The organism is Maribacter sp. UBA3344 (assembly GCF_002362375.1).
GTDB lineage: Bacteria > Bacteroidota > Bacteroidia > Flavobacteriales > Flavobacteriaceae > Maribacter > Maribacter dokdonensis.
Window position 1 is genome coordinate 216,318 of sequence record NZ_DERI01000030.1, and the last position, 14,691, is coordinate 231,008.

Below are 14,691 nucleotides of genomic sequence, written 5' to 3' on the forward strand. Positions count from 1 at the left end.
CGAAGTACGTGAAAATGTAGGTAAGAGAAAAGAGATAACCCAATTGTATGTGCTTATGACTTTAATCTTAAGGAAAATATAAGATTGATTTAAAACTTAATGAATAACTTTAAGAAGACGTCAAAACTATTTTATTCTATGGAAAGTAAAAAATTACCTAATTCAGCATTCATTTATGTATTATCAGTTCTAAGCTGTATTATATGTTGCCTTGGCGGGTTTGGTATTATACCTGCAGTTATTGCCTATTATTTAGCTTCAAAATCTGAAGGAATTTATAAAATGAATCCTGATGATTATGACAATTATGGTATTATAAAAAGGGGTAAAATAATTGCGATTATAGGGATAATTTTAAATATTATAGTAATTGGTATTACCATTTGGACGTTGAGCACAATTGGATGGGATGCATGGTCCGAGGAGTTCGTAAGAAAATGGAATGAGGGTATGCAAAGTGGTCAAGGTTATTAATATTGTTACGATAGTAGTATGTTATGAAATGCCCGTTTTTCAATATTAATGGATACCGTTAATAATTGATTTTTATCAGATTACAATTTTTGGGGTTAGTGATTATTTTGTACAACTAATTCTAAACAATTAAAATCATGAAAAAATCAGTTATCTGTATTGCTATGGCCGGCACATTATTATTTTCTAGTTGCTTGGGTTCTTTTAGCGCTTTCAATAATTTAAAGGACTGGAACCAAGGAGTCTCTGATAGTAAGTTTGTAAATAACCTGGTATTTTGGGGGTTGAACATAATTCCTGTTTACGGACTATTCTTTTTGGGCGATGCCATTATTTTCAATGTTATCGAATTTTGGAGCGGATCTAACCCAATTGCTATGGAAGAAGGAGAGTCTGAAACTCAAATGGTAGAAAGAGACGGTAATACCTTTGAAATGACCGCTACTAAAAATAGGATGCAGGTAACTGTTGTCGATGGGCCTAAAAAAGGTAAGAAAATTGATTTGGTATATAAGCCAAGTGAAAAATCATGGAATGCGGTAAGACCTAATGGTGAGATCATAAAACTATCATCTTTTGAAGAAGGTTTTTATATTGTTTACATGCCAAACGGTAAAGAGGTGAAAATTGATCCGTTAAGTTCTAAAGAACAAGGTTTGGCTCAATTAAAGGAGCAAACAGATTGTTATTATTTGGAAGGTATGTTGGCAGAAAACAACTAACTAGAAAAGCTTAAAACAAAAAAAGGTCTCGATAACATCGAGACCTTTTTAATTTACAGGATTATAATTTAGTATCTATAGTAATCAGGTTTAAAAGGACCTTCAACCGTAACACCAATATAATCAGCTTGGTCTTTCTTTAATTCGGTCAATTCTGCACCTAAACGAGACAAGTGTAATTTTGCAACCTTTTCATCTAAATGCTTAGGTAACATATATACTTCGTTCTTGTAGTTTTTACTATTCTTCCAAAGTTCAATTTGCGCCAAAGTTTGGTTGGTAAATGAATTACTCATTACAAAACTAGGGTGTCCGGTAGCACAACCTAGGTTTACCAATCTACCTTCAGCCAAAATGATAATATCTTTACCATCAATAGTGTATTTATCTACCTGAGGCTTAATTTCATCTTTAGTGCTTCCGTGGTTTTTGTTCAACCAAGCCATATCAATTTCATTGTCGAAATGACCAATGTTACAAACAATGGCTTTATCCTTTATACCTTCAAAATGTTCGGCTCTAATAATATCCTTGTTTCCAGTAGTGGTAATTACGATATCTGCATTACCAATAACGGTTTCCAATTTTTTAACCTCAAACCCGTCCATACAGGCTTGTAGTGCACAAATAGGATCAATTTCCGTAACAGTAACAATAGAACCGGCACCCTTAAAAGAAGCAGCGGTACCTTTACCAACATCACCATAACCGGCTACAACAACGCGTTTACCTGCAAGCATAGTATCCGTAGCTCTACGTATAGCATCAACAGCACTTTCTCTACAACCGTATTTGTTATCAAATTTAGATTTGGTTACAGAATCGTTTACGTTAATAGCGGGCATAGGTAAAGTACCATTTTTTACACGCTCATATAAACGGTGTACTCCTGTAGTGGTTTCTTCTGAAAGTCCCTTAACATCAGCCGCCAATTCTGGATACTTATCTAAAACCATGTTGGTAAGATCACCACCATCATCTAAGATCATATTCAATGGTTTTCTGTCCTCGCCAAAGAATAAGGTTTGCTCAATACACCAGTCAAACTCCTCTTCGTTCATACCTTTCCAGGCATAAACTGGTACACCTGCGGCAGCAATAGCGGCAGCGGCTTGATCTTGGGTAGAGAATATATTACATGAGCTCCAAGTAACATCTGCACCCAATGCGGTTAAAGTTTCAATTAAAACGGCAGTTTGTATGGTCATATGAAGACAACCTGCAATACGTGCCCCTTTTAAAGGTTGCTCGTCTTTGTATTCTTCACGAAGGGCCATTAGGCCTGGCATTTCAGCTTCTGCCAATTCAATTTCTTTTCTTCCCCAATCGGCAAGGGAAATATCCTTTACCTTATAAGGCACATACGGAATAGTTTTCGTGCTCATATCTTTATAATTTTATACTTTCGTTAATCTATGTACAGCAATTTTTAATTCGTGCAAAGGTACGAATAACACTAAGAATCCCATGCCGCTTTACAAAACTATAACAGTAAACAAAGAAACCTCTGTAGCTATATGGAAGGTAGAAGAGACAGAAGAACATCTTTGGAAAGGAGTAGAACTTACTGATCATTGCCAAAATAGGTTCAATGGTATGAAGTCTGATCTTCACCGTAAGGCATTTTTAAGCATTAGACATTTATTGGCTTTGTATAACTATGTAGATGCCGATCTGGAGTATGATGATAATGGGAAACCACATTTAAAGGACGGAAATTTTATCTCTATTACGCATTCCCATAATTTCACGGCGATAATAATAAGTGAATCCGAAGAAGTAGGTATAGATATTGAAATGCAGCGCGATAAAATATTGCGAATTGCACACAAATTTACTCCGTTTGAAGAGTATAGAACTTTGGCTAATACTGCAGCAATAATCAGAAAATTGACCATAGTGTGGGGCGCCAAAGAATCTTTATATAAAATTTATGGGCATAGAGGCGTAAGTTTCTTACATCACATCAACGTTCAAGATTTTATATTTAACGCTGGGCGGACAACGGCGCAAATAATTTTTAACGGGCAATCTTCGGACTATGGGATCAAGTTTTTGGAATTTGAGGATTTCACCTGTGTTTATGCCATCAAAAATAAAAATTAATATTTAGGCTACATTATATGGACATATCGGTAGAGTTGACTTTTTCGCCCTTACAAGACGATTTTGAGCAACACATTATAGATTTTATAAAAAAACTAAGGGCTAGCGGATTAACCATACTTGAAAATCCTTTAAGTACACAGGTGTTCGGCTCTTATGATGAAGTGATGGAAGTGCTGAATACCGAGATAAAAACAGCGTTTGAACTTATGGATCGCGGGCTTTTATTCATGAAAATAGTTAAATCTGATAGAAGCGACTATGAGCCCCATTTTTGATTATCTCTTTGGGCAATATGCCGATTATAGTACATTGGATATTACACTTGAAATTGTAGCCGTTATTTTTGGGTTGTTATCTGTAATATGTTCTAAGCAAAACAACATTTTAGTATATCCTACAGGCTTGATAAGTACTTCAATCTTTGTATATCTCCTTTTAAAATGGGGATTGCTGGGTGATATGATGATCAACGCATACTATTTTATAATGAGTTTATACGGTTGGTACATTTGGACAAGAAAGGTTGATGCCGACCATTATACACCAATCACTAGAACAACGAAAAAAGAAAATGGAATTTCGGTCATTATATTCATAAGTACGCTTGTTTTCGTGTTTACCGTGTATCAGGTTTTTGATAAATGGAATAGCTGGACCGCCTATGTTGATACTATAACAACAGCTATATTTTTTGTGGGTATGTGGTTGATGGCCAAGAGAAAAGTAGAAAATTGGATATATTGGATCATTGGGGATCTTATATCTGTACCATTATATTTTTACAAGGGATTTACGTTTACAAGTTTTCAATATCTCATTTTTACAATATTGGCCGTTTACGGCTATAACGCATGGAAGAAAAATACAGACAACAGCCTTCAGATGTCTTAAAAGTTGTTCTTTTTGGTCCGGAATCTACGGGTAAAACCACATTGTCAGAACAATTGGCAAGACATTACCATACCGTTTGGGTACCGGAATACGCTAGGGAATATTTACAAGATAAATGGAACAACGAACGTAAAACTTGTGAACCTCACGACTTATTGCCAATTGCCGAAGGGCAAATGCGTTTAGAGAACAAGCTGGCCAAAAAAGCTACAGATATTCTCATTTGCGATACAGATTTATTGGAAACCAAAGTATATTCAGAAGCCTATTACATAGGTAATTGTGATCCTATTTTAGAAAAATATGCATTGCAGAATACATATGATCTTTATTTGTTGACGTATATAGATATCCCATGGGAAGCAGATGACCTAAGGGATAAGCCCAACGAGAGGGAAAAAATGTTCAATTATTTTAAAGATACTTTAGAAAAATACGGTAAAAATTTTATTACCTTGAAAGGAGACAAAAAACAACGTTTAAATAAAGCCATTAACCATATAGATACCTTATTACATCAATGATTGAACTTACAGAAAAAGACCAAAAGCAACTAGAGAGTAAAGGAATTTCTAAAGAAACAATGCTGGGTCATATCCAGACATTTAAAGAAGGTATACCTTTTGTCAATTTAGAGAATGCTGCTGTTATAGGTAACGGCATTCTTAAATTTTCCGATGAAGAAGAAAAAGAACTTATTTCTTTTTACGACTCAAAATTGAAGGACCTAGATATTTTAAAGTTTGTACCCGCTTCTGGTGCGGCATCTAGAATGTTTAAGGCTTTGTTCGCATTTTTAAATGCTTACGACCCAAATAATGAAACATTACAGGCATATTTAGAAAGAACAAATGACAAGGATATACTGAAATTTTCCGCTGGTTTAGAGCGCTTTCCGTTTTATGATAAAGTAATGGAAAGTATAGGTACTTCTTTTGAATCTGAAGGTGAGAAAGTCTATAAGTTCGTTGCTGATCTTTTAGGAGATAACGCACTAAATTATGGTTTTTACCCTAAAGGGCTATTGCCGTTTCATAAATATGGCAATTCTACGGCTACCCCTTTTGAAGAGCATTTAAAAGAAGGTGCCCTTTATGCCGGTTCTAACGGAAAAGCAAAACTACATTTTACGATATCTGAACAACACGAAGAAATGTTTGGCGATGAATTTAAAGCATCTGGACCTAAAGTTTCTTCAGATACAGGTGTTACTTATGATGTGGATTACTCTTTTCAAAAAGCATCAACAGATACTTTGGCAGTAGATATGAACAATGAACCTTTTAGAAATGATGATGGTTCTGTTTTGTTTAGACCTGGTGGTCATGGTGCACTGATCCAAAATTTAAATGAGCAAGATGCCGATATTATTTTTATTAAGAATATAGATAATGTAGCCGTAATGAAAGATGCAAAGGCCGTTGCGGATAGCAAAAAGGTATTGGCAGGTGTATTGTTGAAAGAGCAGGAAAAAGCATTTGAATATGCTGCCTTATTGGATAAGGGAGTAGCGGATGATGCAACTATAGAAGACATCAAAAACTTCTTAAAAACAAATCTAAATGTTCGTTTTTCGGAAGAGTTCGATTCAAAATCAAATTCTGATAAAGTAAATATTTTAAAAGATAAGATAAATAGGCCTATTCGTATTTGCGGTATGGTAAAGAATGAAGGTGAACCTGGTGGTGGACCGTTTTGGGTTACTAACAGCAAGGGAGAAGTTTCATTACAGATTATTGAATCTGCTCAAATTGATATGAATAATTCTCAACAAGCGGATATTTTAAAGAATGCAACGCATTTTAATCCAGTAGATTTGGTCTGTGCTGTGCGTAACTATAAAGGTGAGAAATATGACCTGTTGAAGTTCGTAGATGAAAAACAAGGTTTTATAACAGGTAAGACCAAAGACGGTAAAGAATTAAAGGCACTTGAGCTTCCAGGTTTATGGAACGGGGCAATGGCGTTTTGGAACACCATATTTGTAGAAGTTCCATTAGTGACCTTCAATCCGGTAAAAAGTGTAGTAGATCTTTTAAAAGATTCGCATCAGGCATAATTATCTATGCTAACATAAAGTAAAAAAGTGTGTAGATTCTACACACTTTTTTTGTTTCTGCACAATTTTACACAGGGAAGGAAAGTGTAGTTGAAATCACAATACATTGTAAATCAATAATTTGCATCTGTAAAACTTTAAGTTACATGGTTGGCATAATTATTCTAATATACCTATCAAGAATGTTTAATATAAAAACGTAGAAAGATGAAAAAATTAGTTTTTGCCACAGCTTTAGCAATAGGTAGTTTAACAATAGGTACTGCAGCTACACCAATTATATTTCACGATGGTATTATGGAAGATGTTTTCATTCAAGATTATACCGAGATAGCAACTTCTGATTTACCGGCACCAATTGTAAATGCCCTAGCATCAGATTATCAAGGTGCAATGCTGAATAAAGCATATGTTGATGATGAAAATAACTATAAATTAGAAATTACTTCTCAAGATGGTTCTTCTGTAGTATTGTATGCAGATGAAGAAGGTAACTGGTTAGAAATGTAGAAATTATAAGTTTGAGTTAGTTGTTTATAAAAAGCTGCCTAGGCAGCTTTTTTCAATTTAGCGCCTTTAAATTATGGCAATGGAAAATCCATATGTCAGATTCTTCCGTAAATAATTATAGAAGTAGAGTTATTAACGATTAAAACATTAGCATGAAGAATTACGCATTATTAGTATTCTTGACTTTAGGAATAACATTGAACAGTACAGCAATGACAGGTTCAAATTTTATAGAAAAAGAAATTGCTATCAATACAGATGAGTACGTAAAAATAAAATCGAGTGAGTTGACACCTCCGGTTATTGAAGAAATATTAAAACAATACCCAACATCTAAACTTGGTGGAGCTTATAAAAATGATAGAGGAGAATTTAAATTGATTATGGTGCTTAAAAGTGGTACCCGAAGAACCGTTTATATAGATCAATACGGTAATTGGATCAATAAAAAATAATCTGAAAAAAGTTTTCAAAATAAAAAAAACTGCAAAAAGCGGTTTTTTTTATTTAAAAATGTGACCTACCAGAAAATGTTGTGTCTAAATAAGTGAAGCAAATTATGAAACAATGGTCACATTAGTATTTATTTCGGTTTTAGGCACAGTTCTAATTTTTTCTTTAGGGATGATATCGAAACTATGTTTAGAGAAGTAAATAGCAATAATATCACTTTCGCGTAAACACTAACCGTTAACTATGAAAGTGCCACCAAATAATTGTATTTAAAATAATCCCCCGGATTAGCATTGCCAGTATTAGTTGTTGTTGAATTGATTAAGGTGTTGATTAAAAATTTTAAAACAAGAGTTTGATAGGTGGTTTGAGGGGGGCTGCGGATTGCAGCTCCTTTTTTTTGTTTTCAAATAAGTTCTGGGTCACAAGAAAATGTGACTATTTATTGGGTAAAAATTATACAGATACTAGTATTGGGTACAGTTTTACACAGCTTTAAGATAGGTGTGGCATATGTAACGTGTTGTGTATCAGTAGTTTTTGGTTTTTTAGGGATTATGGCATTCTTTTTTCTTAGTTAATAGTATTGAAAAGTAGTATTAACTTAAATATTAGAAAGATGAAGACTTTATTTTTATTAGGAGCAATGACATTAGGTGGTTTTACAATGAACGCACAAGATGCATTAATAGCAGAAAACGGAATTCAACATAATCAAGTAAATGAGATGTTGGTCGTGGCCGATGATTTCAAAGAAATTTCGGTAGCAGAAGTTCCTCAAGCAGTATCAGATGCAGTAGCTAAGAATTTCCCGACTGCTAGTCTAGATAAAGCATATACGAACAGTGAGAAACAGTATAAGTTGGTATTGTCCCTTGAAGATGGTACACAAGGAACCGTATATGCCGATGAGAATGGGAATTGGATAGATATGTAATTATAGAGAAACTTGTTTGTTCAAGTTGGTTTGGTCAGGAAAGGATAGCTAAGTGCTATTCTTTCCTTTTTTTTTGCTCTATTGAATTGATTAATTAAGCTTTATGATAATTTTAAAATACAAATAGTCGGCTTATGGTATTTTTACGTAAATACTTAGAATACCAAACTTACTATGTCCAAAATTTTAATTTTAGAAGACGATACTTCTTTTGCCCAAATGCTAAAAAAGTTTTTGGAAAGAAATGGTTTTGACATTGTGGTAAGTCAGACCGGGTTAGATGGTGAAAAGCAACTCAAAGAGCAAAATTTTCAATTAGTAATTACAGATCTGCGTTTACCGGATTATGATGGCATTAAACTCGTTTCTCAACTAAAGGACAGTATTCCGGTAATAGTAATGACCGGTTATGCGGAAGTATCTACCGCAGTTAAAGCCATGAAAATGGGTGCGTATGATTATATTTCAAAACCATTTACGCCAGATCAAATGTTAGCTGTAATTGATGGTGCATTACACGCTAAACCAATTATTTCCAAAGAAACGGCTATTACAACAAAAAATGACTCAAAATCAACTGTAGAAAATGAAGAAAAGTCGTCAATTTCTAATGACTTGGAGTTACTTAGTGAAGCTGCGCAAAAATTAGATGACCATATTGCCTTAGTGGCACCCACAGACATGTCTGTTTTAATTATAGGTGAGAGTGGCACTGGGAAAGAGGTTACGGCAAAAGCAATTCATCAAAAAAGCAATCGTAAAGAAAAACCGTTTATAGCCCTAGATTGTGGGGCAATACCAAAAGAACTTGCCGCTAGTGAATTTTTTGGTCATTTGAAAGGAAGTTTTACTGGGGCTATAGCCGATAAAATAGGAAGTTTTGAAGCGGCAAATGGGGGAACCTTGTTTTTAGATGAAGTTGGTAATCTTTCTTATGAGAATCAAATACAACTATTAAGAGCTTTACAAGAGCGTAAAATTAAAAGGATCGGTAGCAATAGTGAAGTTGAGGTTAATGTCAGAATTTTATCGGCCACCAATGAAGATTTAAAAGCAGCAGTGGAAAAAGGTAATTTTCGAGAAGATTTATATCATAGGTTAAATGAGTTTTCCCTTCAAATACCTGCTTTAAAAGACAGGCAGGGAGATTTAGCTGTGTTAGCATCTCATTTTTTGAAAAAGTTCAACCAAAAATTAAACAAGCAGATTCTTGATTTTTCAGATGAGGTGTGGAATGTTTTTAATACATACCACTGGCCAGGTAATATTAGGGAATTGCAGAATGTTATTCAACGTGCAGTGTTATTGACTACCACCAATGAGATACAAGTGAATACTTTGCCAGAAGAGCTTATGGAGTCAAAGCCGGAAAAACTGGACTTAGGTAGCGTGTCTAAAGCAGATTTTGAAAAAGAGCAAATTGTTAATGCTTTAAAACGTACTAATTACAACAAGTCTAAAGCGGCCAAGTTATTACAGGTAACCAGAAAAACACTGTATAATAGAATTAACTATTATGATTTAGACCTGTAGAGATTTCCTGTGAAATTGCTTCTATAACATCGCTTATTTCTTGCTCCAGCTTCGCGTATTTTTCTGATATTGATTTGTGGGTTGAATCATTTTTTTTCAGGGTTTCAAAAGTTTCTAAAGTGGGTACAATTTTGTTCACATGCAATTGCCTGAACATAGGTAGCATTCTATGTGTAGTACTATTTATTTGAGTAATATTGTTTGTGGCTACCGCCAATTTTAATTCATGTAAATTTTTCCCTGTATCATTTTTAAATGTGAGCAAAACCTCGTCAATAGCGGTTTTGTCTTTTCCTAAAAAGAGTTCAATGGTTTCTAAACTGTAAAGGTTTTCGTTGTCATTTCTAGAAATGAAAGGTTTTTCATGAGTATGTTGAAAATCCATTTCAAACATGTTGTTTAGTTTTTGTAAAAGATCGGTTTTTGAAAATGGTTTTCGGATTAGTCCAGTAAATCCTTTTTCGATAAAGTGATCTACCGTAAGATCTCGTCTTCCGGTCATTGCCAAAATGGGTTGATTTTCATAATGTTTAAATGTTCCTGATTTAAGTTGGTCAACAATATCATAGCCGGAGACCGTAGGCATTTCAATATCGGTCAAAATCATATTGAATTTAAAATCTGAATCGGGTTGAAAAGCGTTGAAATCGGTAAAAAGTAAAACTTCTATTCCGGCTGATTTTAGCATTTCCCCAATTAGTTTCAAAAACGAAGCATCATCATCAAAAACAATAATTTTTAACCTATCCGGTTTTAAAGCGATTTTTGTTTCAACAGATGATTTTTCACCATAAACAATAGGTATTTTAAGTGTAAAGGTGCTGCCTTTGTTTATATTGCTGTCAAGCGAGATCGTACCGCCTAACAATTCGGTAAGTTTTTTGGTAATGGTGAGTCCTAATCCATAGCCGCCGTACTTTTTGTCGGTATCGTTTTCTGCCTGTGTAAATTCTTTAAAGATTAGTTTTTGCTTCTCTTTTGATATCCCTATGCCGGTATCGGAAATTTTCAGGAAAAGATATTTTATTTTTTGTTTTTCAATGATATTGCCCGTTAAGGTGATAGAGCCTTTATCGGTAAACTTATAGGCATTGCCCAGTAAATTTGTAATAATTTGACGTAATCGAAAAGCATCTGAAACAATAGGATGTTCTAAAGACTCATCTAAATGAAGAATTAAATCAATATCCTTGGCTGTATACTGTGCGGCAATACTATTAGCAGTTTCGGAAATTAAGTCATTTACCTTAAAAGTAGATTTTTTGACTACCATTTTACCGGCCTCTAATTGAGAAAAATCCAGCAAATCGTTTACCAGATTGTTCACATATGTGGTAGCGGATTTTATTTGGTCAATATGCTTTTTATTGACGGTTCCATGGTCGTTTTCTTCTATTATATTGGTGTAACCGCTTATGGTGTTTAATGGGGTGCGTAAATCATGACTTACCGTTGCAATCAATTGTTCCCTACTTTTTAATAAAGAGTCAGAGTAGGCCTTCTCTTTTTCAAGTTTCTCTCTGTATACATTTGCTTTCCAGAAATCTCTATTTATAATAAAAGTAAAAATACCAACCACTAGAAAACCGAGTATTGCTGCAATAACGGCAAGGCGAATACTTCTTTTTAACAAGGTTTCCTTTTTAATGGAGTTGTTGATGCTGTTCGTAATAATCTCTTGCTCAAATGAAGAGAGGATGGTACGTAACTGCTGCGAAAGTTCAAGATCGGTTTTATTGATATTGGTCTCTCTAAGGGCCAAGGTGTTTTCGTTTATGGCATTTTCCTGTTTAACATCTTTCAAAAGATTTTTAGAGACTTGTAGAACACTGTCCATAGTCTGTGTATTGCTTTGTGAATTACCGTTTGTGGGGACATTGGCATTAAGATAATCCGCAACCTTTTTTATGGTACTTTGGGCCTTGGGTGAAAGTTCTTCTAAATTAGGAGCTAAGCCTTCCGGTTTAATAATTCCTAAAGATTCCTCTAACTTATCAAATTCCGCTAGTGCAGAATTTATAGCGGTCCCTGTTTGGTCCTTAAGTCTAATGGCTCTTAAGGCATTAATATTTGTCACTTTTTTATCTAAAAGTGCGCTAAGGCTGTCTAAAAGGTTGTGTTGATATTCACTGTCCGTTAGCGTTTTTATTTCTTGAATATTGGTGCGTATGGAGTCTATTTTGTTCTCATAGGCGCTAAAATTAATTTTACTTTTGGTTTGCAATGCAAGTTTAGAGAGACTTTCAGCTTCATATAACTGGGCTAAAAAGGAGTTTGTTTTAAGTAATTTGTTGTCTTTTTCCGTTGTGTTTTCAGTAGCAATGTATTCTTGAACCTCTGTATAGATATAGTATGATGCAATAATGCCCAATATGACCAAAAGCAAGTAGCTAATAGTAATTTTAAGGGTGAACTTGTTTTTCTTGGAATCCATGTAATATTTCTAATTGTATAGTAAAGACAGATTGAAATGTATAGTTAAATACGACAAAACAGGGATAATAAGTTCTAAAATGATGTTAATTAAACAAGATGTTATTTTTTCAGATTTATTTATGAGAGTTAAAATTACTGCATTACATTTGCTGCATCTCAAAGGGGTGCCAAAATCCTGAAATTTTTTAGGACAAAGCTGAGATTATACCCAAAGAACCTGGGCGGGTAATGCTGCCAAGGGACCGAGCGTTAAAAAAATGTCCGGTGGACATTTTTAGCGAGGGGCCGGCCAGCGTAATGGCTGACTTCATTTTGGAAAACAAAGTCTTTAAATAGGCAAAATCAATTTTTACTTAGAATAATAGCCCCTTTTATTCGTATTTAATTTACGAATGAAACTTACTATTTTCACAATTGCGGCGTTTTTTGCGTTTAGTCTTGGAGTTAGTGCCCAAGAACAGGTAACTGATTCTCTGGAGGGTCAAAAAGTAGTCTTAGACGAAGTGTTCGTCTCTGCGGTAAGGGTAACCAAGCAATCTCCGGTTACATTTTCAAATCTTACAAAAGAGGAAATTAAACCAAGAAACCTTGGGCAGGACATTCCTGTATTAATGAACTTTTTACCATCTGTGGTAACTACTACAGATGCTGGTGCCGGTGTAGGTTATACAGGGCTTAGAGTAAGAGGTAGTGATGCTACACGTGTAAATGTGACCATTAACGGAATACCTTATAACGATGCGGAGTCTCAAGGTACATTTTGGGTAAATATGCCAGATTTTGCTTCTTCAACTGAGAGTTTACAATTGCAACGTGGTGTAGGTACATCTACCAATGGAGCCGGTGCTTTTGGGGCAAGTTTAAACTTGTTGACAGACGGTTTTTCACAAGACGCGTATGGTCAAATATCAACTTCTATAGGTAGCTACGGTACATTAAGAAATAATTTAAAGTTCAGTACCGGATTATTAAATGATCATATTGAAATTTCAGGTAGACTATCTAAAATTAAATCAGATGGTTATATAGATAGAGCAAGATCGGATTTGGAATCTTATTTTTTACAAGCAGCTTATAAAGATGATAATACTTTGATCAAGGCATTGATGTTTGGAGGTCATGAAATTACGTACCAAGCTTGGTACGGTATAGATGGTCAAACTTTGAGGGATAATAGAACTTTTAATCCTTCAGGTATTTATACTGATTTAAATGGTAATACCCAGTTTTATGATAATGAAGTGGATAATTACAAGCAAGACCATGCACAATTATTATGGAACGAACAGATTTCTGATTTTTGGAGTACAAATATAGCTTTGCACTATACAAGAGGAAGAGGTTATTTTGAGCAGTATAGAGAAGCCGATGATTTTTCTACCTATGGTTTTGAGCCACTGATTGTAGATGGTGAAGAAGTGAATACTACCGATTTAATTAGAAGACGTTGGTTGGATAATGATTTCTACGGAACCGTTTTTTCTGCGAATTACAAGAAAGAAAAGTTAGATTTAATAATAGGTGGTGGTCTTAATAAATACGAAGGCGATCATTTTGGAGAGGTAATCTGGGCTAGATATGCTAGTAATAGTAGTTACAGAGATCGTTATTATGATGATAGTTCGTCTAAAACAGATTTTAACTTATACACAAAGGCAAATTATCAACTAACGGATCAGTGGTCATTATATGGAGATGTTCAATATAGAACAGTGGGGTATAAAGCAAACGGGGAAGATACCGGTCTTGTTGATGATACGTTCAATTTTTTCAATCCAAAGGCAGGAGTAACCTTTGATCTTAATGCGAATAATAATTTTTACTTGTCGTATGCGGTTGCCAATAGGGAACCCAATAGGAACGATTATGAAAATGGTAATCCAAAACCTGAGAAACTAAATGATTTTGAATTGGGATGGAGATACGTTTCTCCTTCAGTTCAGGTAAATACCAATGTATATTACATGAACTATAAAGATCAGTTAGTGGTTACTGGTGAGTTAAATGACGTTGGTGCACCATTAAGGGAAAATATTGGTGATAGTTACAGGCTAGGTTTAGAAGTTGATGCAAATATAATATTGGGTGAAAAATTCAACCTAAGGCCTAACATTGCCATCAGTCAAAATAAGAACAAAGATTTCTTTATTGATAGAGATGGTATGCTACAAGGTTTAGGAGATACCAACATTGCTTATTCTCCGGGCTTGGTGGCGGGTAACGTTCTTAGTTATATGCCATGTGATGCTATGAATATTTCGCTGTATTCAAAGTTTGTAGGTGAGCAATATTTAAGCAATACAGATACAGAAGCATCTAAGCTAGACTCTTATTTTACCACAGATTTCAATATTACTTATGAGATCAACATGAATAGCATTGTAAAGTCTATCGTGTTTTCGGGTTTGGTAAATAACATCTTCAATGAAAAGTATGTTTCTAACGGGTATACTTATGTAGATAGTTGGTCTACACCTGGTAATTCATTTGAAGTACAGGGTTATTATCCACAAGCAGGAACTAACTTTTTGTTAGGTGCAACAGTGAATTTTTAGTTGATAATAGAA

Annotated in this window: 14 protein-coding genes; 12 read left to right on the forward strand and 2 right to left on the reverse strand. The window is 34.5% G+C overall.

The annotated features are described in order from the left end of the window. Window positions 1–138 precede the first annotated feature (138 nt). Together B2Z27_RS18985 and B2Z27_RS18990 are read left to right on the forward strand one after the other, a co-directional pair. On the forward strand, window positions 139–474 hold the full coding sequence (locus B2Z27_RS18985; protein ID WP_286814854.1) for a CCC motif membrane protein: 336 nt from the start codon (window positions 139–141) through the stop codon (window positions 472–474). A gap of 137 nt (window positions 475–611) precedes the next feature. Beyond that, window positions 612–1,196, forward strand: coding sequence for a DUF3332 domain-containing protein (locus B2Z27_RS18990; protein WP_058104886.1), 585 nt, complete (start codon window positions 612–614; stop codon window positions 1,194–1,196). 68 nt (window positions 1,197–1,264) lie between these two features. Here the strand turns inward: B2Z27_RS18990 and ahcY are convergent, their stop codons facing one another. Then, window positions 1,265–2,581 carry an adenosylhomocysteinase gene (gene ahcY, locus B2Z27_RS18995; protein WP_286814855.1) on the reverse strand — a complete coding sequence of 439 codons (1,317 nt, stop codon included), beginning with the start codon at window positions 2,579–2,581 and terminating at the stop codon, window positions 1,265–1,267. 82 nt (window positions 2,582–2,663) lie between these two features. Here ahcY and B2Z27_RS19000 point away from each other — a divergent pair, with 82 nt between their 5' ends. The 9 genes from B2Z27_RS19000 (at window position 2,664) to B2Z27_RS19040 (ending at window position 9,688) form a co-directional block, all read left to right on the forward strand. Further along, window positions 2,664–3,302 carry a 4'-phosphopantetheinyl transferase family protein gene (locus B2Z27_RS19000; protein WP_091608499.1) on the forward strand — a complete coding sequence of 213 codons (639 nt, stop codon included), beginning with the start codon at window positions 2,664–2,666 and terminating at the stop codon, window positions 3,300–3,302. A 17-nt stretch (window positions 3,303–3,319) separates the two neighbouring features. Beyond that, on the forward strand, window positions 3,320–3,580 hold the full coding sequence (locus tag B2Z27_RS19005; protein WP_071340536.1) for a thiamine-binding protein: 261 nt from the start codon (window positions 3,320–3,322) through the stop codon (window positions 3,578–3,580). Further along, window positions 3,564–4,196, forward strand: a complete 633-nt coding sequence (pnuC, locus tag B2Z27_RS19010) for a nicotinamide riboside transporter PnuC (protein ID WP_286814856.1) — start codon at window positions 3,564–3,566, stop codon at window positions 4,194–4,196. The genes B2Z27_RS19005 and pnuC overlap by 17 nt, the downstream gene beginning before the upstream one ends. Continuing rightward, entirely contained in the window at window positions 4,157–4,720 is a 564-nt protein-coding gene (locus tag B2Z27_RS19015) for an ATP-binding protein (protein ID WP_286814857.1), read from the forward strand. Before pnuC ends, B2Z27_RS19015 begins: the two co-directional genes overlap by 40 nt. Next, window positions 4,717–6,255, forward strand: a complete 1,539-nt coding sequence (locus B2Z27_RS19020; protein ID WP_286814858.1) for a DUF4301 family protein — start codon at window positions 4,717–4,719, stop codon at window positions 6,253–6,255. The genes B2Z27_RS19015 and B2Z27_RS19020 overlap by 4 nt, the downstream gene beginning before the upstream one ends. A 207-nt stretch (window positions 6,256–6,462) precedes the next feature. Further along, window positions 6,463–6,765, forward strand: a complete 303-nt coding sequence (locus B2Z27_RS19025; RefSeq protein WP_071340532.1) for a hypothetical protein — start codon at window positions 6,463–6,465, stop codon at window positions 6,763–6,765. A gap of 152 nt (window positions 6,766–6,917) precedes the next feature. After that, window positions 6,918–7,220: a hypothetical protein gene (locus tag B2Z27_RS19030; protein WP_071340531.1), complete on the forward strand. Its 303-nt coding sequence runs from the start codon at window positions 6,918–6,920 to the stop codon at window positions 7,218–7,220. A 617-nt stretch (window positions 7,221–7,837) separates the two neighbouring features. Then, window positions 7,838–8,155, forward strand: coding sequence for a hypothetical protein (locus B2Z27_RS19035; protein ID WP_058104895.1), 318 nt, complete (start codon window positions 7,838–7,840; stop codon window positions 8,153–8,155). 174 nt (window positions 8,156–8,329) lie between these two features. After that, on the forward strand, window positions 8,330–9,688 hold the full coding sequence (locus tag B2Z27_RS19040; protein WP_286814859.1) for a sigma-54-dependent transcriptional regulator: 1,359 nt from the start codon (window positions 8,330–8,332) through the stop codon (window positions 9,686–9,688). Here B2Z27_RS19040 and B2Z27_RS19045 read toward each other — a convergent pair. Next, window positions 9,663–12,122: a hybrid sensor histidine kinase/response regulator gene (locus tag B2Z27_RS19045; protein ID WP_286814860.1), complete on the reverse strand. Its 2,460-nt coding sequence runs from the start codon at window positions 12,120–12,122 to the stop codon at window positions 9,663–9,665. The two genes, B2Z27_RS19040 and B2Z27_RS19045, sit on opposite strands and share 26 nt — an antisense overlap. A gap of 394 nt (window positions 12,123–12,516) precedes the next feature. Here B2Z27_RS19045 and B2Z27_RS19050 point away from each other — a divergent pair, with 394 nt between their 5' ends. Beyond that, window positions 12,517–14,679: a TonB-dependent receptor gene (locus B2Z27_RS19050; RefSeq protein ID WP_286814861.1), complete on the forward strand. Its 2,163-nt coding sequence runs from the start codon at window positions 12,517–12,519 to the stop codon at window positions 14,677–14,679. Window positions 14,680–14,691: the final 12 nt, after the last annotated feature.

Excerpts from the sequence above, each read along its gene's own strand:
- B2Z27_RS18985 (WP_286814854.1), top strand. The coding sequence starts at position 139 with ATGGAAAGTAAAAAATTACCTAATTCAGCATTCATTTATGTATTATCA.
- B2Z27_RS18990 (WP_058104886.1), top strand. The coding sequence starts at position 612 with ATGAAAAAATCAGTTATCTGTATTGCTATGGCCGGCACATTATTATTT.
- ahcY (WP_286814855.1), bottom strand. The coding sequence starts at position 2,581 with ATGAGCACGAAAACTATTCCGTATGTGCCTTATAAGGTAAAGGATATT.
- B2Z27_RS19000 (WP_091608499.1), top strand. The coding sequence starts at position 2,664 with ATGCCGCTTTACAAAACTATAACAGTAAACAAAGAAACCTCTGTAGCT.
- B2Z27_RS19005 (WP_071340536.1), top strand. The coding sequence starts at position 3,320 with ATGGACATATCGGTAGAGTTGACTTTTTCGCCCTTACAAGACGATTTT.
- pnuC (WP_286814856.1), top strand. The coding sequence starts at position 3,564 with ATGAGCCCCATTTTTGATTATCTCTTTGGGCAATATGCCGATTATAGT.
- B2Z27_RS19015 (WP_286814857.1), top strand. The coding sequence starts at position 4,157 with ATGGAAGAAAAATACAGACAACAGCCTTCAGATGTCTTAAAAGTTGTT.
- B2Z27_RS19020 (WP_286814858.1), top strand. The coding sequence starts at position 4,717 with ATGATTGAACTTACAGAAAAAGACCAAAAGCAACTAGAGAGTAAAGGA.
- B2Z27_RS19025 (WP_071340532.1), top strand. The coding sequence starts at position 6,463 with ATGAAAAAATTAGTTTTTGCCACAGCTTTAGCAATAGGTAGTTTAACA.
- B2Z27_RS19030 (WP_071340531.1), top strand. The coding sequence starts at position 6,918 with ATGAAGAATTACGCATTATTAGTATTCTTGACTTTAGGAATAACATTG.
- B2Z27_RS19035 (WP_058104895.1), top strand. The coding sequence starts at position 7,838 with ATGAAGACTTTATTTTTATTAGGAGCAATGACATTAGGTGGTTTTACA.
- B2Z27_RS19040 (WP_286814859.1), top strand. The coding sequence starts at position 8,330 with ATGTCCAAAATTTTAATTTTAGAAGACGATACTTCTTTTGCCCAAATG.
- B2Z27_RS19045 (WP_286814860.1), bottom strand. The coding sequence starts at position 12,122 with ATGGATTCCAAGAAAAACAAGTTCACCCTTAAAATTACTATTAGCTAC.
- B2Z27_RS19050 (WP_286814861.1), top strand. The coding sequence starts at position 12,517 with ATGAAACTTACTATTTTCACAATTGCGGCGTTTTTTGCGTTTAGTCTT.